The organism is Mesorhizobium sp. M0011, assembly GCF_040324155.1.
In the GTDB taxonomy this organism is placed as follows: Bacteria; Pseudomonadota; Alphaproteobacteria; order Rhizobiales; family Rhizobiaceae; genus Mesorhizobium.
The window spans coordinates 203,650-224,070 of record NZ_JAMYVQ010000008.1; the positions used below are offsets into that span (position 1 = coordinate 203,650).

Sequence of the window (20,421 nt, forward strand, 5' to 3'; positions counted from 1 at the left end):
CTCCAGATCGCACTTGAAACTGAAAAGTGGAGGAAACGAAATGCGAAGGCAATTTTTAACATCAACGACTGCGCTTGTCCTGCTCTGGGGAGCAGGCCAGGCCTACGCCGGAATGGATGAAGCCAAGACCTTCCTCGATACCGAAATCAAGGACTTGTCGACGCTCGATCGCGGCGCCCAGGAAGCCGAATTGCAATGGTTCATCGATGCCGCGAAGCCTTTCGCCGGGATGGACATCAAGGTGGTCTCCGAGACCATCGATACGCATAGCTATGAGTCCAAGGTCTTGGCGCCCGCCTTCACCGCGATCACCGGCATCAAGATCACTCACGACCTGATCGGCGAAGGCGATGTCGTCGAGAAGCTGCAGACGCAGATGCAGTCGGGCGAAAACATTTACGACGCCTACGTCAACGACTCCGATCTGATCGGCACCCACTGGCGGTACCAGCAGGCGCGCAGCCTGACCAAGTGGATGGCGAATGAGGGCAAGGATGTCACCAATCCCAACCTCGACCTCGCCGACTTCATCGGCACCAAGTTCACGACCGCTCCGGACGGCGACCTCTACCAGCTGCCCGACCAGCAGTTCGCGAACCTCTACTGGTTCCGCTACGACTGGTTCAACGACGAGAAGAACAAGGCCGATTTCAAGGCCAAGTACGGCTACGACCTCGGCGTTCCGGTCAACTGGTCGGCCTATGAGGACATCGCCGAGTTCTTCACCGGCCGCGAAATCGACGGCAAGAAGGTCTATGGCCACATGGACTACGGCAAGAAGGACCCCTCGCTCGGCTGGCGGTTCACCGACGCATGGCTGTCGATGGCCGGCAACGGCGACAAGGGCCTGCCAAACGGTCTTCCCGTCGACGAATGGGGCATCAAGGTCAACGAGAAGTCGCAGCCTGTCGGCTCGTGCGTCGCGCGCGGCGGCGACACCAATGGCCCGGCTTCCGTGTATTCGATCCAGAAGTACCTGGATTGGCTGAAGGCCTATGCGCCGCCGGAAGCCCAAGGCATGACGTTCGGCGAATCCGGCCCCGTCCCGTCGCAGGGCACGGTCGCGCAGCAGATGTTCACCTACACCGCCTTCACCGCCTCCTTCGTCAAGGAAGGGCTGCCGGTCGTGAACGCGGACGGCACCCCGAAATGGCGCTTTGCTCCCTCGCCGCATGGCGTCTACTGGAAGGACGGCATGAAGCTCGGCTACCAGGACGTGGGTTCATGGACGCTTCTCAAGTCCACGCCTGACGATCGCGCCAAGGCCGCCTGGCTCTATGCGCAGTTCGTCGTATCGAAGACGGTCGACGTGAAGAAGAGCCATGTCGGCCTGACGCTGATCCGCGAGTCGACGATCCAGGACAAGAGCTTCACGGAGCGCGCTCCGAAGCTCGGCGGCCTGATCGAGTTCTACCGCTCGCCGGCCCGTGTTCAGTGGTCGCCGACCGGAACGAACGTTCCGGACTATCCGAAGCTGGCACAGCTCTGGTGGCAGGCGATCGGCGATGCGTCGTCGGGTGCCAAGACGGCACAGGAGGCGATGGACTCGCTTTGCTCTGAGCAGGAAAAGGTCATGGAACGCCTGGAAAAGGCCGGCATCCAGGGCGATATCGGCCCGAAGATGGCCGAAGAGCATGACCTCGCCTACTGGAACGCCGACGCGGTCAAGAAGGGCAATCTCGCTCCTCAGTTGAAGATCGAGAACGAGAAGGAAAAGCCGGTCACCATCAATTACGACGAGCTGGTGAAGAGCTGGCAAAAGTAAGACTGTTCTAAGCGGGCGTCTGCGCCCGTGTGACATTGGGGGAGGCGGCATCTTGCCGTCTCCCCTGTTTGTGTAAAAGACAAAGCGGGGAGGCATAATGACCGGATATATCCTTGCCATCGACCAGGGCACGACTTCGACCCGGGCGATACTGTTCGACGGCGAGATGAAGGTCGCCGGCAGCGGGCAAAAGGAATTCGCCCAGCACTATCCGGCTTCCGGCTGGGTCGAGCACGATCCCGAGGATATCTGGGCGAGTGTGGTGTCGACCGTGAAGGCGGCGCTGAAGAAGGCCGGCCGGAATGCTTCCGACGTGGCCGCGATCGGCATCACCAATCAGCGCGAAACCGTGGTCATCTGGGACAGAGCGACCGGCAAGCCGATCCACAATGCCATTGTCTGGCAGGACCGGCGCACCGCGCCGCTGTGCCAGAAACTCAAGAAGCAAGGGTTGGAGAAGACATTCACCAAGAAAACCGGGCTGCTGCTCGATCCCTATTTTTCCGGCACCAAAATCGCCTGGATGCTGGACAAGGTGAAGGGCGCCAGAAAACGCGCCGAGAAAGGCGAACTGCTCGCCGGCACCATCGACAGTTTCCTGATCTGGCGGCTGACCGGCGGCAAGGTTCACGCCACGGACGCCACCAACGCCTCGCGCACGCTGGTCTACAACATCGCTGAGAATGCCTGGGACGACGAGCTGCTGTCGATCCTCAACATCCCGGCAAAAATGCTTCCCCAAGTGAAAGACTGCGCCGATGATTATGGAATCACGGAGAAAAATCTCTTTGGTGCCGAGATTAAAATCCTCGGTGTCGCCGGCGACCAGCATGCGGCGACCATCGGCCAGGCCTGCTTTGAGCCGGGCATGATGAAATCGACCTACGGCACTGGCTGTTTTGCGCTGCTCAACACCGGCAGCGATCTGGTGCGTTCGAAGAACCGGCTCTTGACCACCATTGCCTACAGGCTGAACGGCAAGACGACCTATGCGCTGGAAGGTTCGATCTTCATTGCAGGGGCCGCGGTGCAGTGGCTGCGCGACGGCGTCAAGGTGATCGGCAAGGCCGAGCAGAGCGGCAAATTGGCTGATGAAGCTGATCCGACGCAGAATGTCTACCTGGTGCCCGCCTTCGTTGGGCTCGGCGCACCGCATTGGGATGCCGAAGCACGCGGTGCCATTTTCGGACTGACGCGCAATTCAGGACCGGCGGAGTTTGCCCGCGCCGCGCTCGAATCCGTCGCCTACCAGACACGCGACCTGCTCGACGCCATGCGCAAGGACTGGAAGGGCGCCTCAGCCAAGACCGTGCTGCGGGTCGACGGGGGCATGGTGGCGTCGGACTGGACGATGCAGCGTCTGGCCGACATCCTCGATGCACCGGTCGACCGCCCAACCATTCTGGAGACGACGGCGCTCGGTGCCGCCTGGCTTGCCGGCTCGAAGGCAGGTGTGTGGCCGGATGCCAAGAAGTTTGCGAAGAGTTGGGCACTCGAACGGCGCTTCAAGCCGGACATGGATGGCTCCGTGCGCGCAGCCAAGCTCGCTGGTTGGCGCGATGCTGTGCGCAGGACGCTCAGCGTGTCATAAACAGCCATCAGTGGCGGGTGATGGGGCGCGAGGAATGCAGCCAGACTGGTATCCTGCTTGGCGCGACGAGGCTATCGAACAGCTGAAGGCCAAGAATGCACGCTTGAAAAAAGATCTCCACCTCGGTAGCTGGTTGCGCTATGACTATGACCTGACGGCCGGAACGCTTCTGTTCTCGCAAGACGGGGTCGCCAAGGTCGTCACCGAAATCCAGATTGTCGGCTCAACGAGCACGGAGGCCGGAAACTGGCTGTGGGCTTGGGCAAATTCCAGCCTGCCCAGCGAGCTCCTCAGCGATGCAAAGCTAGTCCGATCCTTCGGAGAGCAGAATGGCATCGACGAACTGGCCCAAGCCTATGCGACGGATGCGGACAATGCGCTGGAAGTGGTTGGTTGGGAACTCAGTGCGGTGATGGCCCGTATCTGCAATGGGTTGGGTATCTATCGTTGTCCCAGCAGAGAGGACGGCGGTGGCTTTTATCTGATGCTCAAGAGCATCAACTGGGCAAGCTGACGGCAACTGTTCGTCTTCCGTCCAAAGGATCAAAAGCCCGCGCCGTTGCCGGCGCGAGCTCCACTAACGCATCTCAGCTACTTAAACGCGCCTTGATCAGTAAGGCGAACGGCACTCCTTGCGAGGGCCGTAATTCGGCTGGAACGTGTTGTCCGAAGCACGGTAGCTGCGATAGCGGTCGTAGCACCATTGGACGTGGGCGTTGCCTCCGTAGACGCGGTTGTTTTCGTTGTTGATGATTGCGCCGGTAATCAGCGCGCCAGTAGCGAAGGCGGCAAGCGGGAACCAATAATCGCCGTGACGACGGTAGCCGGGGCGATATTCGCGATAGCCGCGATGGCCGTTCCAATATGCGCCGCGATTGCGGGAAAAATTGCGGTCACGCGAAAAACTGCGGTCACGCGAAAAATTGCGATTGTGGCGGTCCTTACGCCACTCCCGGTACTGGACTGTCTGCACATCCGGCACCGCGACCTGGGATTGCGGCACATAGTTCGGTTGGGCATTAACGGACACCGCCTCCGCCGCAACGAATGTGACGGAGAGAGTGGCCGCCAGCAGGCTCGTTGTGATTCTGTTCATTGGTCTTCTCCTCGATAGTTTGGCGGACGTCCCTGTGCCGGGAAAACGAGCGGCGCATACAATTGTTCCCCAGACTGGATGCCGCTGTCGGGCAGAAATGCCAGTGTTCCCTTGGCTGTTCTCCCACCGATGGCGCGGCTGGCAAGTGTCGCGACAGGGCGAAGCCGCCCGTGTTTGCGAGCCCTCTTTTTCCGGTTGACCGGTCGAGGCACTCTCCCTATGTTCCGCGCAATTTCGAGGGCCGCCTTTCGCCCGCGGGAGCGCGTAGCTCAGCCGGTAGAGCAACTGACTTTTAATCAGTAGGTCATGGGTTCGAATCCCATCGCGCTCACCAAATCCACGCGATAAACTGTCACCCATCTCTCGGGAAGGGCACACCACAACTGGCTCGAAGCCGTCAGCGCTTCCAGAAATCGCGGTGCGGTGCGAGCATCTCGTCGGCGATTTCTGGGAAGGGGCCAAAGACCTCGATCTTTTTCTGGCCAGAGTCGAGGACGGTGCGCGAAGAGAGGCTCATCGTCGGATTCTCTGCGTGATCCCCGGTGAGCGCCAGCAGCTCGGTCTCCTCGAAGCCGTAGACCAGCCGGCCGATATTCGCCCAGTAGAGCGTTCCGGTGCACATCGCGCAGGGCTCACCGGTTGAGACCAGCGTGCATTGCCATAAGAACTCCGGCTCGTAGGCTGCCGCGGCGCGCCGGGCGAGCTCCGTCTCGGCGTGGCGCACCGTGTCGAGATTGCCTTGCCGCATCAGCACCCGATCGTCCGGCCCGACCAGCACGCAACCAAACGGATGATGCCCATGCGCCGCCGCCTCGCGCGCGACCGCGTCGGCGGATCGAAGGTGGGCGAGCATCTGATCGCGTGTCATGGCAAGATCCTGTCATGCCGACATCCACCGATGAGCGGCTGAGCGAGATTGGTGCCAACGGACGCGAGTGGCAAGAGCCAACTTTTGCTTGAGACCTTTGCCTCGGGATATCAGACCTTTGCCCTACAATCCGCCGGCCGGTCTTGGCGTCGAACAGATGAGCACAGGCGCGGCAAAGCGGAAAGCCGGCTGAAAAGGCCATCCTCGCCGAGCTTCTCGAAGGAGTTCGGCGGCGCGAAAATGCGAACAGCGTCAGACCGAAGGCTCCCCGAACACCAGCGAAACATTGGCGCCGGCGTGGCGTTCGAGCCGGCCGGCGAGGTCGAGTTCCAGCAGCACCATGAAGACCTGGGCCGGGTGCAGGCCGGTGTGGCGGATGATCTCGTCGACCGCCACTGGCGTCGGGCCGAGCGCCTCGATGACGCGGGCGCGGTCGCTTTCGCCGGGCGGTGGTGTGGCCGAGAAGTCGGGCGGCTCTTCGAACGGCGGCACGTCGGGCGCCCGCATGCCGGTCAGCGGGGCGATCGCCCTGGAAATATCCGATGCCTCGGTGACCAGGGTGGCACCATCCTTGAGCAGGCCGTTGGTACCGGCGGCGCGTGGATCGAGCGGTGAGCCCGGCACGGCAAAGACCAGCCGGCCCATTTCGCCGGCAAGCCTGGCGCTGATCAGGGAGCCGGAGCGTTGCGCTGCCTCGACCACCACCAGCCCAAGGACCGCACCCGCAACAAGGCGGTTGCGGCGCGGAAAATCCTGGGCGCGCGGCTGCCAGCCGAACGGCATCTCCGAAATGATGGCGCCACGCTCGGCGATTTCCTCGCACAGGCCGGCATTTTCAGGCGGGTAAGGCAGGTCGAGACCGCCAGCCAGGACGCCGATCGTGCCGGTCGCAAGACTGCCCTGATGCGCCGCGGTGTCGATGCCGCGCGCCAGGCCGGAGACGATTGCGTAGCCGTCGCGGCCGAGGTCGGCCGCCAGCATGCGTGCCATCTTGATGCCGGCCAGCGACGCGTTGCGTGCCCCGACGATGGCGACACCCGGCAGCCGGAAAACAGCTGCGTTGCCCTTTACCGCCAGCAGGGGCGGCGGATGGTCCATGTTGCGCAACAGGGGTGGGTAGTCTGTCTCACCGATCCCGACAAAGCGGGCGCCGGCCTTTCCGGCTAGTTCCAGTTCCGCCTCGGCTTCGGCAACGGAAGGGATGCGAGCGATCCGGATGGCGCCGCCCGAAATCATCAGTTCCGGCAATATCTCCAGCGCCACCTCGGCCGAACCGAAACGGTTGATGAGGTCGCGAAAGGATGCGGGGCCGACATTCTGGGTGCGGATCAGCCGCAGCCAGCTCAGCCGCTGCCGGTCGCTGAGCCGCGGCCCGGCGGCCGGCCCACTCACCACGGCGGCAGGCTCGCTCACCCCTTGGCTCCGATCTTGCCCTCGGTGCCGGTAAGCAGGCGCGAAATGTTTTCCCGGTGCTTGATGAAAACGATGATGCTCATCACCACGAACAAGGCCGCATTCTGTGGTGTGCTCAGCACATAGAGGGCGATCGGCACGATGACCGCCGCTGTCAGCGCCGCAAGCGAGGAATACCGGAAGAGGAATGCCATCACCAGCCAGGCGACGGCGAAGATCAGCGCCACCTGCCAGGCAAGGCCGATCAGCACACCGAGATAGGTGGCGACGCCCTTGCCGCCCTTGAAACCGAGCCAGACCGGGAAGAGATGACCGAGAAAGGCGCCGAGACCGGCCCAGATCGCCAGGTCAGGCGCGAAATGGCCTGCTATCAGCACGGCGGCCGTGCCCTTCAGCGCGTCGAGTAGCAGCGTCGCGGCGGCAAGGCCCTTGTTGCCGGTGCGCAGAACGTTGGTGGCGCCGATATTGCCGGAGCCGATCTTGCGCACATCGCCAAGGCCAGCGGCGCGAGTGAGCAGGAGCCCGAACGGAATCGAGCCAAGCAAATAGCCGAACACGAGCGCTGGGATGAGGCTGTAAATCATTGTTTCCCCCGCATTTCCCCAGTTCGGCCGGATCAGGCGCGGTGCGCCGTGGCCGGTTCAGGCGGAAAACACTGTGCGGCCCGCAATCAGCGTTTGCAAGACCTTGCCTTGCAGTCGCGCGCCTTCGAAACAGGTGTTTTTCGACCGCGAACGAATGCCGCTTTCGCTGACGATCCAGGGTCCGTCGAGGTCGACAAGCGCAAGATCGGCGACAGCGCCCGGCTTCAGCGTGCCGCCGGGCAGGCCGAACAGTTTTGCGGGAGCGGTGGACAGGGTTTCTATCAGCCGCAGCAACGGCACATCGCCATTGTGGTAGAGCCGCAGTGCGGCGCCCAGAAGCGTCTCCAACCCTATGGCGCCGGCCGCCGCATCGGCGAAGGGCAGGCGCTTGGTGTCGACATCCTGCGGATCATGCGAGGAGACGATGATGTCGATCGTGCCGTCCCTGACCGCCTCGATCATCGCCAACCGGTCTTCCTCGGCGCGCAAAGGTGGCGTCAGGCGGAAGAAGGTGCGGTATTCGCCGACATCGTTTTCATTCAGCGACAGATTGTGGATCGCCACGCCTGACGTCACCGTCGCGCCGTCGGCTTTCGCACGCGTTATGGCGTTTGCCGCCATCGCCGTCGAGATCTTTGCTGCATGGTACGAACCACGCGTCAGCCGGGCCAAGGCCAGATCGCGCTCCAGCGGGATGGATTCGGCTTCGCGCGGAACGCCGGAGAGGCCGAGCCAACTGGCGTAGAGGCCTTCATTCATCACGCCGGATGAACCGAGGTCCGCATCCTGCGTCTCATGCACGATGGTGGCGCCGAAGTCGCGCGCATAGGTCAGCGCGCGGCGCATCACCAGCGCGCTCGATATGGTGTGACGGCCATCGGTGAAGGCGACGGCGCCGGCTTCGCGCAGCAGGCCGAACTCGGTCATTTCGCGCCCGTCGAGGCCCTTGGTGATCGCCGCAGCCGGAAAGACGTTGACGATGGCCGTGTCCTTGGCGGTGCGCAGCACGAATTCGACCAGCGCCACATTGTCGATCACCGGATCGGTATCGGGCATCATGACGATGGATGTGACGCCGCCGGCCGCCGCCGCGACACTTGCCGACGCAATGGTCTCGCGATGCTCGCCGCCCGGTTCGCCGATGAAGACACGGCCGTCGATCAGGCCTGGAATGATCGCCTTGCCGGCGCAGTCGATAACGGTGGCGCCCTCGGGCGCGCCCTGGTTCAGCGCTGCTTTGCCGGCGGCTACGATCTTGCGGCCATCGACGAAGACGGCGCCGACTTCATCGATGCCGCGCGAGGGGTCGATAATGCGGGCGCGCTCAAAGACCGTTATGCTCATGCGCCGCGGCCCTCTTGATTACGGCGCGGGTCAAGAAGCGCTTCCATCACCGCCATGCGCACGGCGACGCCCATTTCAACTTGTTCCTGGATGACGCTTTGCGGACCGTCGGCGATTTCCGAGGCGATCTCGACGCCGCGGTTCATCGGCCCGGGGTGCATCACCAGCGCGTCGTCCTTGGCGGCCTTCAGTTTTTCCGCATCGAGGCCGAAATAGCGGAAATATTCGCGCACCGAAGGCACGAAGGCGCCCTCCATGCGCTCGCGCTGCAGGCGCAGCATCATCACCACATCGGCGTCCTTGAGGCCCTCGGCCATCGAGCGGGTGACGATGACGCCCATTTTCTCGATGCCGGTGGGCAGCAGCGTCGACGGTGCGACGACGCGCACCTGCGCGCCGAGCGCATTGAGCAGCATGATGTTGGAACGCGCCACGCGCGAATGCAGGATGTCGCCGCAGATTGCCACGATGAGCTTCGACAGCGGACCCTTGGCGCGACGAATGGTCAGCGCATCGAGCAGCGCCTGTGTCGGGTGTTCATGCGCGCCGTCGCCGGCGTTGACGACGGAGCAGCCGACCTTCTGCGCCAGAAGCGCGGCAGCACCGGCCGATTGGTGGCGGATGATCAGGATGTCGGGCCGCATGGCGTTCAGCGTCATCGCCGTGTCGATGAGCGTTTCGCCCTTCTTCACCGAAGAGCTTGCCACCGACATGTTCATGACATCGGCGCCGAGCCGCTTTCCGGCAAGCTCGAACGACGACTGTGTGCGCGTCGAGGCTTCATAGAAGAGGTTGATCTGTGTGCGACCGCGCAGCGTCGAGGTTTTCTTCTCCGACTGCCGCGAGATCGCGACCGCCCGGTCCGCCCTGTCGAGCAACAGCTCGATATCGGCGGGGGAAAGGTCGCGGATGCCCAGAAGATGGCGATGAGGATAGGGGGACGAAGCGTCGGTCATCTCAAGGCGCTGCTATAGGGTGGAGACTTTGCGGCTGCAAGCGCCAGCTTTGCATTGTAGCCGTTCTCCTCAATTTTTTCGTGTAGATAGCCGATTGTATCGGCCGGTATTTTCATCGCGCGCGCTGCATGGCTTGGCTATATCTAGCCGACAGCCCCGGATTCGTGGCTTTCTGACGATAGAAGGATTGGGCGTGACCGACGTGACGAACCAGCCGCCGCCGCTGACGGGCGGCAACGCCTGGCGGGGCGATCCGTTGCTGATCCAGCTCGCGGAGCGTTTTTCCGATCCGGTGCGCCGGGAACTCGATGGTCTCGGCCGCTTTGTGCTGACGCAGGAGGCGCAGGAATTGGCGCGCCTCGCCAATGTCGAGACGCCGAAGCTCAGGACGCATGATCGCCAGGGACGGCGCATCGACGTGGTCGAGTTCCATCCCGCCTATCATGCCTTGATGCGCCGCTCTGTGGCCAACGGGCTGCATTCCTCGGTGTGGGAAAACGGCGACACCGAGATCGGCCGCCGCCATCAGGTCCGCGCCGCCCGGTTTTATCTGACGGCTGAGCTCGAGACCGGGCATCTGTGCCCCATCACCATGACCAACGCTTCGCTGGCGGCCTTGATGGCCAGCCCGAAACTGTTTCGCGAATGGGCGCCGCGCGTGACGACGCGCAAATACGACCAGAGCCAAAAGCCGCCGGTCGAGAAGACCGGGCTGACCCTCGGCATGGGCATGACCGAGAAACAGGGCGGCACCGATGTGCGCGCCAATGTGACGAGGGCGGAACGCGCCGGCAGCGGTTTTTATCGTCTGAACGGGCACAAATGGTTCATGTCGGCGCCGATGTCGGATGCCTTCCTGGTGCTGGCGCAGGCGCCTGAGGGACTATCGTGCTTCCTCGTGCCGCGCGTTCTCGGTGACGGTTCGGGCAACGGCTTCCGCTTTCAGCGGCTGAAGGACAAGCTCGGCAATCGTTCGAACGCCTCCTCCGAAGTCGAATTCGTCAATGCCATCGGCGAGATGGTCGGCGAACCCGGTGCCGGTGTAAAAACGATCATGGACATGGTCACCCTGACCCGGCTCGATTGTGCCATCGCATCGTCGGCGATCATGCGCGCGGGCCTGGCCGAGGCCGTTCACCACGCCCGCCATCGCCAAGTGTTCGGTTCGACCCTGATCGAGCAGCCGTTGATGCAGCGCGTTCTGGCCGACATGGCGCTCGATGTCGCCGCCGCCACCGCGCTGTCGTTCCGGTTGGCGCGCTCCTTCGACGAGGCGGCCAGCGATCGCGGCGAGGCGGCGTTTGCTCGGGCCATGACGCCGGTCGTCAAATACTGGGTCTGCAAGATCGCGCCGCCTTTGCTCTATGAGGCTATGGAGTGCCTCGGCGGCAATGGCTATGTCGAGGAGGCGCCACTCGCCCGCTACTATCGCGAGGCCCCGGTCAACGCGATCTGGGAAGGCTCGGGCAATGTCATGGCGCTTGATGTGCTGCGCGTGCTCGGCCGTGCGCCCGGCCTGTTCGAGGATGTGCTGGCCGGCATCGACCGTGATCTCGGCGCCGGCGGACGCGGCACGATCGGCGTGCTGAAGGCGGCGATGCAGGTTGCTTCAACCGACGAAGGTTCTGCCCGGCTGCTGACCGAGCAGCTGGCGCTGTCGGCTGCGGCGGCGGAATTGCGCCGCCTGGGGGCAGGGCGGATCGCCGACGCTTTCGTCGAGACGCGTTTGGCCGGCCAATGGCGCAACACCTATGGCATGATCGATTCGCGCCACGATGCACGCATGATCATCGACACGCTCTATCCGCCGGTGAACTGAGCCGTGAGCGTCGCAAAAAACGGCGCCATCCACAGTTTTGACGCGTTGGCGGGCATCCTCACGCGTATGGCTAATCGCCGTTAACCTTAACAAATGGTTTCCGTTGCGATGGCGGACGGCAAGGCCCACTGTCCCAGTACAAGCAGGGAATGGTTCAGATTGGCCGTCTCTTGCTCTGCGAAGCAGGAACGCCGATGCGACAGGTACTGACCTCTTTTCTGGCCTTGCACTGGGCGATTGTTTTCGCCCTGCTTGCGCTCATCTGCATCGACGGAAACCGGGGTGTGGCGGCGGCGCTCGGCGTGCTGGGTGCCACAATCGAGGGTACCCGCTTCGTCGACCTCGACAATTTCGTCGTCGTGGCGCCGCTCGCCACCGCATTGCTTGTCGTCGCGGTTCTGTTTTTCTGGGCCTTTGTCGAAGCCCTGGTCAACGACGCGACCAGCGCGGGCGCCGACAGCGTCGCCCGCATCGCCTTCATATGCGCGTCCGGCGTGTTGTCGCTGATCGTCGTCGGTGGCGCCGCGCAAGGCATCAACGGGCTGTTCATGGCAGTCGCCGTGCAACTGGCGGCACTTCTGGCGTCCTATGTCGCCATGCTTGCCGAGCGGCGGTCCGTGGTTGCGGCAGCGGCTTCCGGCGAAAGCGAGATCCATGCCGTCGCGCATGGCATGGCAAAAGCCGCGGCCCACAATTCGCTGCTTTCACTCATATCAGGCCGAACGGTCTCCAAGACCGGCTCCAATCCCAGGGGAGGCCGCTGATGCGCTACATCTTCGGATTTTGGGCGGCGCCGATGGCGATTTTCTGGGGCTGGTTCTATCTGTCGGCCAATGACATCAATTTCGGCTACACGATGCTCAGCCGACAGATGCACGACTTCTTCTTCCAGCTCTATGGTCAGATGCTCGGCATCGACCCGGCGATCATTCCCGGCATGGTGGCGAAGACGTGCGTCTTCGACGGGTTGCTGCTGATGGCGCTTTGGGCCTTCCGCCGTCGCCGCGAAATCGCCGGCTGGGTCAGACAGCGCTGGGCGGGTCCGGTTCCGTTCGAGCGGATGCGTGGAGCGACTGAAGCCGGTCCAAAACTCCCTGCAGAATAAACGCGGCTGCCGCCGAATCGATCTTGCCGGCGCGTTTGCGGCGCGAGAAATCCATCTCGATCAGCGTCCTTTCGGCCGCGACCGTCGATAGTCTCTCATCCCAGAGCACGAACGGTAGGTCGCTCATCTGGGCCATGTTGCGGACGAAGGCGCGCGATTTCTGCGCACGCGGACCTTCCGAACCGTCCATATTGATCGGCAGCCCGATCACCACCGCGCCGGCATTCTCCTTCCGCAGCAAGGCGAGCAGCACCGCCGCATCGAGCGAGAATTTCCTTCGCATGATGACCGGGCGCGGATGGGCGAAGGAAAACCTCTGGTCCGAGACCGCGACGCCGATCGTCTTGTCGCCGAGGTCAAGCCCCGCCAGCGTCTTGCCGCCGGTTAGCCGCGCCGGCAATTCCTCGATCGTGATAATGCCCACCGGCCGTCCTTCGCCTTTCACCACCACGTGTTTTGTCAAACGCGTGGCGGACACAGTAACCCTTTGATCTCCGGGCCGTCGGCGTTCTATCCTTTGGCAAGATAAAAATCGAGGAATGCATTCATGAAACTGACCTGGTACGGCCACTCGGCCTTTCGCATCGAGACCGCTGATGCCAAGATCCTCATCGATCCCTATCTGATCGGCAATCCGTCCTGGACGGGCGGCTGGGAGGGACCGGCCGAGGGGATCACGCATGTGCTGCTGACGCATGGCCATAGCGACCACATCAGCGGCGCCGTGGAAGTGCTCGGCAAAAGCGGCGCCCAATTGGTCGCCAATTTCGAGATCTGCATGTATCTGGTCGGCAAGGGTGTCAGCGACAAGAAGATCAACCCGGGCAACATCGGCGGCACCGTCGATTGCGGCAGCTTCACCACCACTTTTGTCCAGGCGCTGCACTCATCCTCGTTCCCCGGCGAGGGCGGCCAGAACACCTATCTCGGCAATCCGGGCGGCCTCGTCCTGCATTTCCCGGAAGACAAGACGCTCTATCACATGGGCGACACCGACATCTTCTCCGACATGGCGCTGATCAACGAGTTGCATGAACCGAAGATCGGCATCGTGCCGATCGGCGACCGTTTCACCATGGGCGGCGCGGTGGCTGCACTTGCCTGCCGGCGCTTCTTCAAATTCGATACCGTGGTTCCCTGTCACTTCGGCACGTTTCCGATGATCGATCCGACCGCCGACAAGTTCGAGGCCGGCATGGAAGGGTCCGGCGTGACGGTGGCATTGCCTGATATCGGTGAGACGATTACGATCTAGGCGTGGCGAAAGCGGAATAAGACCATGGCTTTGAGGAAATCTCTTTGTGTATCGATGTTGGTCGCGGCGTCGCCCGCGCTCGCCGCGGATGATTTCATCGAGGGCGTCTACCTGCAATCCGAGGAGCTTTGCAAACAGGCCAAAAAGGACACGCTGCAAACGCTGATCGACGCAGGCAACATCGTGCTTTCGGCGCACGGCCTGCAGAGCGTCGAATACAATTGCGAGTTTCTGCAGATCAGCAAGGCCACGGCTTCGCCGAGCTGGGCGGTGACGGCCATCTGCCAGGAACCGGGTTATGTCTTTCCCGACGTTCTCTCCGTGACGCAAATGAACGCCAAGCAGATCGATCTCGTGTCGGTTCGGCCCGTCGACGACGAAAGCGAAGCAAGCGGCAACAGCGGCAGCTACTATCTGTGCGAAGGCGTTGCTCTGCCATAGACGTATTCTGAGGGCCCACGAGCGGGCCGCCGGCACAGCCTGGTCTCTCGCACGATGCATGTTGCGCAGCGCGCGCGGCGCCGCTATAGCCCGAACTGGTTTTCCCCGAGGCAAAAACATGTCCGTAGATCTTCAGACAGTGAAGCGCGTCGCGCATCTCGCCCGCATCGCGGTGAGCGAAGAAGATGCCGAACGGATGACCGGGGAGCTGAACGCCATTCTGGGCTTCGTCGAGCAGCTGAACGAGGTCGATGTTTCCGGTGTCGAACCAATGACCTCGGTAACGCCGATGGACATGAAGAAGCGCAGCGATGTCGTCACCGACGGCGGCAAGGCCGCCGACATCGTCGCTAACGCGCCGGCGACCGAAGAGAATTTCTTCCTCGTGCCGAAGGTCGTGGAGTAAACCGGCCGATGGCAATCGAGATCGCCATTGAGAAGCCGCTCCAGGACGACGTGCGCAGGCTGGTCACGGAACTCAACGAGACCTTGCTCGAACTGACGCCGCCGGAGCATTGCTACCATTTGACGGTCGAGCAGATGGCCGGTGAGGACACGACGGTTTTCATCGCCCGCGATAATGGCCTGGCCATTGGCTGCGGCGCGCTGAAGCGTCATGACGGCGCCATTGGCGAGGTCAAGCGCATGTATATCAGGCCGTCGCATCGCGGGCAGAAGATCGGCGCGAAAATCGTTGAGCGGGTCGAATCGCTGGCGCGCAACGAGGGGCTGAAGCGCCTGGTGCTGGAGACGGGCGATCGTCATCCCGCGGCGTGGACAGTCTACGAACGCGCCGGGTTTTCGCGCTGCGGCCCGGTGCTGGATTATCCCGATTCTGAGTGGTCGGTGTTTTACGAAAAGAGCCTTTGATGAGCGACCTGACCCAGCTGACGATTTCACAGGCCCGCGCCAAGCTGCGCGACAAGGAAATCACCGCGACCGAGATCACCGAGGCCTATCTCGGCGCTATCGAGCGCGCCAATCCGGCGCTCAATGCCTATGTCGCCGTGACCGGCGACAAGGCGCGCGACATGGCCAAGGCGTCCGACGCCAGGCTGGTCAAGGGCGAGGGCGGTGCGCTGGAAGGCATTCCGTTGGGGATCAAGGACCTGTTCGGCACCGAAGGCGTCCACACGCAGGCTTGCAGCCATGTGCTCGACGGGTTCAAGCCGCGCTACGAATCGACCGTTACGTCAAATCTGTGGGCCGACGGCGCCGTTATGCTCGGCAAACTCAACATGGACGAGTTCGCCATGGGCTCGTCCAACGAGACGTCCTACTATGGCCCGGTCATCAATCCGTGGCGGCGCTCGCGCCTCGATACTGCGGTGATGCCCACGACGCATCAGGGCGACGGCGGCTTCGTTTCGGCCGGCGGCACGAGGACCGTGCGCAGCCTGGACAATGCGCAGTTGGTGCCGGGTGGCTCTTCTGGCGGGTCGGCCACGGCAGTCTCCGCCTTCCTGTGCGCCGGCGCGACCGCGACGGACACTGGCGGCTCGATCCGCCAGCCGGCCGCCTTCACCGGGACGGTCGGCATCAAGCCGACCTATGGCCGCTGCTCACGCTGGGGTATCGTCGCGTTCGCCTCGTCGCTCGACCAGGCCGGCCCGATCGCGCGCGACGTACGCGATGCCGCGATCCTGTTGAAATCGATGGCCTCTGTCGATCCGAAGGACACGACGTCGGTCGACCGGCCGGTGCCGGATTATGAGGCGGTGATCGGCAAGCCGATCAAGGGCATGAAGGTCGGCATTCCCAGGGAATACCGCGTCGACGGCATGCCCGAAGAGATCGAAGCGCTGTGGCAGAAGGGCATTGCCTGGCTGAAGGACGCCGGCGCCGAGATCGTCGACATTTCCCTGCCGCATACGAAATACGCGCTGCCCGCCTATTACATCGTGGCGCCGGCCGAGGCTTCGTCCAACCTCGCCCGCTATGATGGCGTCCGCTACGGCTTGCGCGTGCCGGGCAAGGATATCGTCGACATGTATGAGAAGACCCGCGCCGCGGGTTTCGGCCGCGAGGTCAAGCGCCGCATCATGATCGGCACCTATGTGCTGTCGGCCGGCTATTACGACGCCTACTATCTGCAGGCGCAGAAGGTGCGCAATCTGATCAAGCGGGATTTCGAGACTGTCTTCGCCGCCGGCGTCGATGTCATCCTGACCCCGGCAACGCCGTCCGCCGCCTTCGGCATCGCCGACGAGGACATGGCTGCCGATCCGGTCAAGATGTACCTGAACGACATCTTCACCGTCACTGTGAACATGGCGGGCCTGCCGGGCATCGCTGTGCCCGCCGGGCTCGACGCCAAGGGCCTGCCGCTCGGCCTGCAGCTGATCGGCCGGCCGTTCGATGAGGAAACCCTGTTCCAGACCGCTGCCGTCATCGAGCAGGCCGCAGGCACGTTCCAGCCGGAGAAGTGGTGGTAGGGACGTCGCTCGTCTAGCGCATGCCCTGAAAGTCGAATCGATTTTCGGAAGGATCCTGCGCAAAAGCAAAGTGTTAGCGTCCTTTGAGCGCGCACGCCCGCGCGGCGCTGCAATGGGGTGAGCGATGTTCTTCTACCTGTCCAAGATCTTTTGGTTCTTCATCCAGCCGCTGAACCTGGCGATCTTTCTGCTGCTGGCGGGATTGCTCGCGGCCATGATCGGGCGCCGGCGGCTGGCGGCTACCGGCAGCGTGCTGGCATTTCTGGTCCTTGCGCTGTCAGCGTGGACGTCGCTCGGCGCCATGATGCTCAATCCGCTGGAAGAGCGCTTCGCGCGCCCGCCGCTGCCGGCAAAGGTCGACGGCATCGTCGTGCTCGGCGGCGGCTTCGAGGGCGCCATCAATCTGGCGCGCGGCGGCTATGAGTTGAACAGCAGCGGAGATCGGATGGTCGAGACCGCAGTTCTGGCCCGGCGCTTTCCTACCGCCAAGGTGGTCGTCTCCGGCGGCACCGGCGCGTTGTTTCTCGATGGCGAGGGCGATGCCGCAACCGCGCCGCGCCTGCTCACCGCGCTTGGCGTGGCCGCCGATCGTCTGATCCTGGAGAACAAGTCCCGCAACACCTATGAGAACGCGGTCTTCACCAAGGAGTTGCTAACGCCGAAGCCCGGCGAGACCTGGCTGCTGGTGACTTCGGCCTTCCATATGCCGCGCGCCAAGGCGCTGTTCGACAAGGCTGGCTTTGCGACTGTTCCCTGGCCGGTCGACTATCGCACCTCGGGCAAAGAAGGCATCGGCCTGTTCCGCGACAATCCAGCCGATTCGCTGCAGGCCGCCACCATGGCCATCCGCGAATGGATCGGGCTTTTTGCCTACTGGCTGTCAGGCCGGATCGATCAGCCTTTTCCAGGCGGCTGACCGATCACCGCCTGCCTGGCGGCCGAGAAGAACTGGCGCCGCACCAGAACGGCCAGCAGCAACAGCGTCGACAACACGAACACCATTGGGTCGACGAACCAGCCGAGATAACCGATCGAGAAGAACACGCCGCGCAGGCCGGAGTTGAAGTGCTTTCCGGCCAGCATGTTCATTTGCGCCGCACGCCACACCGCCGTTTCGGTGACCGGATTGCGTGAGGCTTCGCCATGCGGGATCGGCACGGCGCCGATCAGGATCGTGCAATAGTTGAACAGCCGGTACGCCCAGCCGAACTTGAAGAACGAAAACGCCAGGATCAGCACCAGCCCGAACACCTTTATCTGGAAGGCCGCGCGCGACGGCGCGCCACCCAGGGGCAGATCGCTGAGCACTTCAAGAACCCGGTCGGATGCGCCGAGCAGGGCAAAACAGCCGCCGATGGCGATCAGCGAGCTGGAGGCGAAGAAGGCGGTGCCTTGCTGCAGCCCGCTCATGATGGCGGTGTCGACGATGCGGATCTCGCGCTCGGCCATGGTCCGCATCCAGGCTTGCCGCTGTGCATTCATCGCCGTCGTCAGCGACATGCGGCTGACCAGCTTGCCGTCGGAGGCGAACGTGTGCAGCAGCCACGCGACGAGGAAGAAGGCCAGCGCCGCGAGATCGGCTGTCGAAAGATCGAGGGAATCGCCCATGGCCTGAATTTAGCACATTCAGCGCGATCGCTTCGATGTCCGCCTACAGCGATAAGGCACCAATGTCGCTGCCGGAGCAAACAAGGTCGGCGGGTGCAGCGCCGCGATTTCCAAAAGAGCGGAAACATCGTGGGAATTCCTATATATAGTCCTCGACCTGACGCCAGGAGACTACGCCGCGTGTTCCTTTCGGTTTTCGACCTGTTCAAGATCGGCATAGGACCCTCGAGTTCGCACACGATGGGGCCGATGACCGCCGCTGCGCGGTTTCTCGACGAGGTCGCGGGAAATGACTGGCCGCGTCCGGCGGGCGTCAAGGTTGACCGGCTTGGTGCGAGCCTGCACGGGTCACTCGCCTACACCGGCATCGGCCACGGCAGTGATCGCGCCGTCATGCTCGGCCTTGCCGGTCTGACGCCGCAGACGGTCGATCCCGACCAGGCCGATGGCATTGCCGGCCGCATCGCCGCCGAAAAGCGCATTTCGCCGCCCGGCCATCCCTCGTATCGCTTCGATCCGGCCACCGATCTGGTGCTGGATCGCAAGACGCCGCTCACCGGTCACGCCAACGGCATGGCGTTCTACGCCTATGATTCCGGCGGCCGCCTGCTGCTCAAGCGCATCTATTATTCGATCGGCGGCGGCTTCGTGGTTTCCGAAGAAGAGCTGCAGCGGATGAAAGCCAAGGGTTCGGTGACAACCGAAGGCAAGAAAGTGCCTTATCCGTTCAAGAATGCGGTCGAGATGCTGGCCATGGCCGGCAAAAGCGGCCTTTCCATCGCCGACATGAAACGCGTCAACGAGGAGACACAGATGACGCGCGAGGAGCTCGACGCCGGCCTCGACGGTATCTGGAGCGCCATGAAGGGCTGCATCGACCGTGGCCTGTCGCAGGATGGCATCATGCCGGGCGGGTTGAAGGTGCGCCGGCGTGCCCGCATGCTGCACGACAAGCTGCAGGAGCAGTGGCAGCAGAACAAGCCCAATCCCCTGCTCGCCAATGACTGGCTGTCGATCTACGCCATGGCCGTGAACGAGGAAAATGCCGCCGGCGGCCGCGTCGTCACCGCGCCGACCAATGGCGCTGCCGGCACGCTGCCGGCGGTGCTGCGTTACTGGCTGCATTTCCATCCCGAGGCGGACCAGCCGAGCATTCGTGATTTCCTGCTGACGGCTGCCGCCGTTGGCGGCATCATCAAGACCAACGCATCGATCTCGGGCGCCGAGGTCGGCTGCCAGGGTGAGGTAGGCTCCGCGTCGGCGATGGCGGCGGCCGGCCTGTGCGCCGTCATGGGCGGCACGCCCGAGCAGGTCGAGAATGCCGCCGAGATCGCGCTCGAACATCATCTCGGCATGACCTGCGATCCGGTCGGCGGGCTGGTGCAGGTGCCGTGCATCGAACGCAATGCGCTGGGCGCGGTCAAGGCGGTGACGGCAGCGTCACTGGCCATCAAGGGCGACGGCATCCATTTCGTACCGCTCGATGCGGCGATCGAGACCATGCGCCAGACCGGCCTCGACATGAACGAGAAGTACAAGGAAACCAGCCTTGGCGGGCTTGCAGTCAACGTCGTGGAGTGCTGAAGGCTGGCCTAAACCGCTACTGTGGAGAAGTCGATCCGGTCGTTGACGCGTTCGCGTGCAGGACTAACCTTAAGCGATGTCTCTCAATCTCATAAAACTCTGTGTCGGCTGCGACAGCGTCGAGGATCTCGAAGAGTGGATCGCCTTCCGCCTCGACGAGCGGCGGCGCGCCGGTGAGCCGGTCGAGCAGTATCACACCACCCGTATGATGCCGACGCGCGGCGCCGAGGTTACCGATGGCGGTTCGCTCTATTGGGTGATCAAAGGCAATGTGCAGTGCCGCCAGTTGATCACCGAAATCCGGCCGTTCACCGACAGTGAAGGCATAGGCCGTTGCCATCTGATACTCGACCCCGAGGTTGTACGCACCGACTGGCAGCCACGCCGGGCTTTTCAGGGCTGGCGCTACCTGAAGCCGGCGGACGCGCCGCTCGATCTGGGTAAGGGCAAGGCCGGATTGATCGAGATGCCGCCGAAACTCAGGCGCGAGCTGGCCGATCTCGGTCTGCTCTGACCCAGGTGGCATCACCGCTTGGCCCTTTGCACCGCCCGATGTG

Annotated in this window: 22 protein-coding genes and 1 tRNA gene; 15 read left to right on the plus strand and 8 right to left on the minus strand. The window is 63.1% G+C overall.

Annotated elements, in window-relative coordinates; all coding sequences use genetic code 11:
• The first annotated feature begins 40 nt into the window (after positions 1-40).
• The 3 genes from NKK51_RS12310 to NKK51_RS12320 all read left to right on the plus strand — a co-directional run bounded on the left by NKK51_RS12310 (position 41) and on the right by NKK51_RS12320 (position 3,870).
• Positions 41-1,765, plus strand: a complete 1,725-nt coding sequence (locus NKK51_RS12310; protein WP_023812972.1) for an ABC transporter substrate-binding protein — start codon at positions 41-43, stop codon at positions 1,763-1,765.
• A 97-nt stretch (positions 1,766-1,862) separates the two neighbouring features.
• A complete protein-coding gene (glpK, locus tag NKK51_RS12315; RefSeq protein WP_352553063.1) occupies positions 1,863-3,356 on the plus strand; it encodes a glycerol kinase GlpK in 1,494 nt (497 codons plus the stop codon).
• 34 nt (positions 3,357-3,390) lie between these two features.
• Positions 3,391-3,870, plus strand: coding sequence for a DUF6882 domain-containing protein (locus NKK51_RS12320; RefSeq protein WP_128303598.1), 480 nt, complete (start codon positions 3,391-3,393; stop codon positions 3,868-3,870).
• Between the two features lie 96 nt (positions 3,871-3,966).
• On the opposite strand, the gene NKK51_RS12325 is transcribed toward NKK51_RS12320, so the two are convergent.
• Entirely contained in the window at positions 3,967-4,452 is a 486-nt protein-coding gene (locus tag NKK51_RS12325; protein ID WP_023812969.1) for a BA14K family protein, read from the minus strand.
• 258 nt (positions 4,453-4,710) lie between these two features.
• Here NKK51_RS12325 and NKK51_RS12330 point away from each other — a divergent pair.
• A tRNA-Lys gene (locus NKK51_RS12330) sits at positions 4,711-4,786 on the plus strand.
• Positions 4,787-4,849: 63 nt separating this feature from the next.
• Here the strand turns inward: NKK51_RS12330 and NKK51_RS12335 are convergent.
• The 5 genes from NKK51_RS12335 to NKK51_RS12355 all read right to left on the minus strand — a co-directional run bounded on the left by NKK51_RS12335 (position 4,850) and on the right by NKK51_RS12355 (position 9,617).
• Positions 4,850-5,320: a nucleoside deaminase gene (locus NKK51_RS12335; protein ID WP_352442609.1), complete on the minus strand. Its 471-nt coding sequence runs from the start codon at positions 5,318-5,320 to the stop codon at positions 4,850-4,852.
• A gap of 252 nt (positions 5,321-5,572) precedes the next feature.
• Positions 5,573-6,712: a DNA-processing protein DprA gene (gene dprA / locus NKK51_RS12340; protein WP_023812967.1), complete on the minus strand. Its 1,140-nt coding sequence runs from the start codon at positions 6,710-6,712 to the stop codon at positions 5,573-5,575.
• A 17-nt stretch (positions 6,713-6,729) separates the two neighbouring features.
• A complete protein-coding gene (gene plsY / locus NKK51_RS12345) occupies positions 6,730-7,317 on the minus strand; it encodes a glycerol-3-phosphate 1-O-acyltransferase PlsY (protein ID WP_023812966.1) in 588 nt (195 codons plus the stop codon).
• 57 nt (positions 7,318-7,374) lie between these two features.
• Positions 7,375-8,661, minus strand: coding sequence for a dihydroorotase (locus tag NKK51_RS12350; RefSeq protein WP_023812965.1), 1,287 nt, complete (start codon positions 8,659-8,661; stop codon positions 7,375-7,377).
• Positions 8,658-9,617, minus strand: coding sequence for an aspartate carbamoyltransferase catalytic subunit (locus NKK51_RS12355; protein WP_013531794.1), 960 nt, complete (start codon positions 9,615-9,617; stop codon positions 8,658-8,660). The genes NKK51_RS12350 and NKK51_RS12355 overlap by 4 nt, the downstream gene beginning before the upstream one ends.
• A 187-nt stretch (positions 9,618-9,804) precedes the next feature.
• Here NKK51_RS12355 and NKK51_RS12360 point away from each other — a divergent pair, with 187 nt between their 5' ends.
• From NKK51_RS12360 to NKK51_RS12370, 3 genes are all read left to right on the plus strand, one after another.
• Entirely contained in the window at positions 9,805-11,436 is a 1,632-nt protein-coding gene (locus NKK51_RS12360) for a DNA alkylation response protein (protein ID WP_352553066.1), read from the plus strand.
• 194 nt (positions 11,437-11,630) lie between these two features.
• Positions 11,631-12,200, plus strand: a complete 570-nt coding sequence (locus NKK51_RS12365; RefSeq protein WP_352553068.1) for a hypothetical protein — start codon at positions 11,631-11,633, stop codon at positions 12,198-12,200.
• Positions 12,200-12,541 carry a DUF6105 family protein gene (locus tag NKK51_RS12370; RefSeq protein WP_023812962.1) on the plus strand — a complete coding sequence of 114 codons (342 nt, stop codon included), beginning with the start codon at positions 12,200-12,202 and terminating at the stop codon, positions 12,539-12,541. The genes NKK51_RS12365 and NKK51_RS12370 overlap by 1 nt, the downstream gene beginning before the upstream one ends.
• On the opposite strand, the gene ruvX is transcribed toward NKK51_RS12370, so the two are convergent.
• On the minus strand, positions 12,459-12,965 hold the full coding sequence (ruvX, locus tag NKK51_RS12375; protein WP_023812961.1) for a Holliday junction resolvase RuvX: 507 nt from the start codon (positions 12,963-12,965) through the stop codon (positions 12,459-12,461). The two genes, NKK51_RS12370 and ruvX, sit on opposite strands and share 83 nt — an antisense overlap.
• A 123-nt stretch (positions 12,966-13,088) precedes the next feature.
• Between ruvX and NKK51_RS12380 the strand changes: the two genes are divergently transcribed.
• The 6 genes from NKK51_RS12380 to NKK51_RS12405 all read left to right on the plus strand — a co-directional run bounded on the left by NKK51_RS12380 (position 13,089) and on the right by NKK51_RS12405 (position 17,588).
• On the plus strand, positions 13,089-13,796 hold the full coding sequence (locus NKK51_RS12380; protein WP_352553069.1) for a metal-dependent hydrolase: 708 nt from the start codon (positions 13,089-13,091) through the stop codon (positions 13,794-13,796).
• 24 nt (positions 13,797-13,820) lie between these two features.
• Entirely contained in the window at positions 13,821-14,237 is a 417-nt protein-coding gene (locus tag NKK51_RS12385) for a hypothetical protein (RefSeq protein ID WP_352553071.1), read from the plus strand.
• Between the two features lie 118 nt (positions 14,238-14,355).
• Entirely contained in the window at positions 14,356-14,643 is a 288-nt protein-coding gene (gatC, locus tag NKK51_RS12390; protein ID WP_023812958.1) for an Asp-tRNA(Asn)/Glu-tRNA(Gln) amidotransferase subunit GatC, read from the plus strand.
• 8 nt (positions 14,644-14,651) lie between these two features.
• Positions 14,652-15,107, plus strand: coding sequence for a GNAT family N-acetyltransferase (locus NKK51_RS12395; protein ID WP_023812957.1), 456 nt, complete (start codon positions 14,652-14,654; stop codon positions 15,105-15,107).
• Entirely contained in the window at positions 15,107-16,672 is a 1,566-nt protein-coding gene (locus NKK51_RS12400) for an amidase (RefSeq protein WP_023812956.1), read from the plus strand. Before NKK51_RS12395 ends, NKK51_RS12400 begins: the two co-directional genes overlap by 1 nt.
• Positions 16,673-16,796: 124 nt before the next feature.
• A complete protein-coding gene (locus tag NKK51_RS12405) occupies positions 16,797-17,588 on the plus strand; it encodes a YdcF family protein (protein ID WP_352553072.1) in 792 nt (263 codons plus the stop codon).
• Here NKK51_RS12405 and NKK51_RS12410 read toward each other — a convergent pair.
• Positions 17,567-18,280: a DUF599 domain-containing protein gene (locus tag NKK51_RS12410; protein ID WP_027161543.1), complete on the minus strand. Its 714-nt coding sequence runs from the start codon at positions 18,278-18,280 to the stop codon at positions 17,567-17,569. The two genes, NKK51_RS12405 and NKK51_RS12410, sit on opposite strands and share 22 nt — an antisense overlap.
• Before the next feature lie 180 nt (positions 18,281-18,460).
• Between NKK51_RS12410 and NKK51_RS12415 the strand changes: the two genes are divergently transcribed.
• Both NKK51_RS12415 and NKK51_RS12420 read left to right on the plus strand, forming a co-directional pair.
• Positions 18,461-19,864 (plus strand): L-serine ammonia-lyase, encoded by a 1,404-nt coding sequence (locus NKK51_RS12415; protein WP_023812954.1) that lies wholly within the window; start codon positions 18,461-18,463, stop codon positions 19,862-19,864.
• Between the two features lie 76 nt (positions 19,865-19,940).
• Positions 19,941-20,378 carry a DUF1489 family protein gene (locus NKK51_RS12420; RefSeq protein ID WP_013531780.1) on the plus strand — a complete coding sequence of 146 codons (438 nt, stop codon included), beginning with the start codon at positions 19,941-19,943 and terminating at the stop codon, positions 20,376-20,378.
• Positions 20,379-20,421: the final 43 nt, after the last annotated feature.

Bases quoted from the DNA above. Each gene is read 5' to 3' on its own strand.
- plsY (WP_023812966.1), bottom strand. From the start codon at position 7,317: ATGATTTACAGCCTCATCCCAGCGCTCGTGTTCGGCTATTTGCTTGGC.
- NKK51_RS12370 (WP_023812962.1), top strand. From the start codon at position 12,200: ATGCGCTACATCTTCGGATTTTGGGCGGCGCCGATGGCGATTTTCTGG.
- NKK51_RS12355 (WP_013531794.1), bottom strand. From the start codon at position 9,617: ATGACCGACGCTTCGTCCCCCTATCCTCATCGCCATCTTCTGGGCATC.
- NKK51_RS12385 (WP_352553071.1), top strand. From the start codon at position 13,821: ATGGCTTTGAGGAAATCTCTTTGTGTATCGATGTTGGTCGCGGCGTCG.
- NKK51_RS12405 (WP_352553072.1), top strand. From the start codon at position 16,797: ATGTTCTTCTACCTGTCCAAGATCTTTTGGTTCTTCATCCAGCCGCTG.
- NKK51_RS12335 (WP_352442609.1), bottom strand. From the start codon at position 5,320: ATGACACGCGATCAGATGCTCGCCCACCTTCGATCCGCCGACGCGGTC.
- NKK51_RS12320 (WP_128303598.1), top strand. From the start codon at position 3,391: ATGCAGCCAGACTGGTATCCTGCTTGGCGCGACGAGGCTATCGAACAG.
- glpK (WP_352553063.1), top strand. From the start codon at position 1,863: ATGACCGGATATATCCTTGCCATCGACCAGGGCACGACTTCGACCCGG.
- NKK51_RS12365 (WP_352553068.1), top strand. From the start codon at position 11,631: ATGCGACAGGTACTGACCTCTTTTCTGGCCTTGCACTGGGCGATTGTT.
- NKK51_RS12380 (WP_352553069.1), top strand. From the start codon at position 13,089: ATGAAACTGACCTGGTACGGCCACTCGGCCTTTCGCATCGAGACCGCT.
- NKK51_RS12420 (WP_013531780.1), top strand. From the start codon at position 19,941: ATGTCTCTCAATCTCATAAAACTCTGTGTCGGCTGCGACAGCGTCGAG.
- gatC (WP_023812958.1), top strand. From the start codon at position 14,356: ATGTCCGTAGATCTTCAGACAGTGAAGCGCGTCGCGCATCTCGCCCGC.
- NKK51_RS12395 (WP_023812957.1), top strand. From the start codon at position 14,652: ATGGCAATCGAGATCGCCATTGAGAAGCCGCTCCAGGACGACGTGCGC.
- NKK51_RS12310 (WP_023812972.1), top strand. From the start codon at position 41: ATGCGAAGGCAATTTTTAACATCAACGACTGCGCTTGTCCTGCTCTGG.
- NKK51_RS12325 (WP_023812969.1), bottom strand. From the start codon at position 4,452: ATGAACAGAATCACAACGAGCCTGCTGGCGGCCACTCTCTCCGTCACA.
- NKK51_RS12350 (WP_023812965.1), bottom strand. From the start codon at position 8,661: ATGAGCATAACGGTCTTTGAGCGCGCCCGCATTATCGACCCCTCGCGC.
- NKK51_RS12400 (WP_023812956.1), top strand. From the start codon at position 15,107: ATGAGCGACCTGACCCAGCTGACGATTTCACAGGCCCGCGCCAAGCTG.
- NKK51_RS12410 (WP_027161543.1), bottom strand. From the start codon at position 18,280: ATGGGCGATTCCCTCGATCTTTCGACAGCCGATCTCGCGGCGCTGGCC.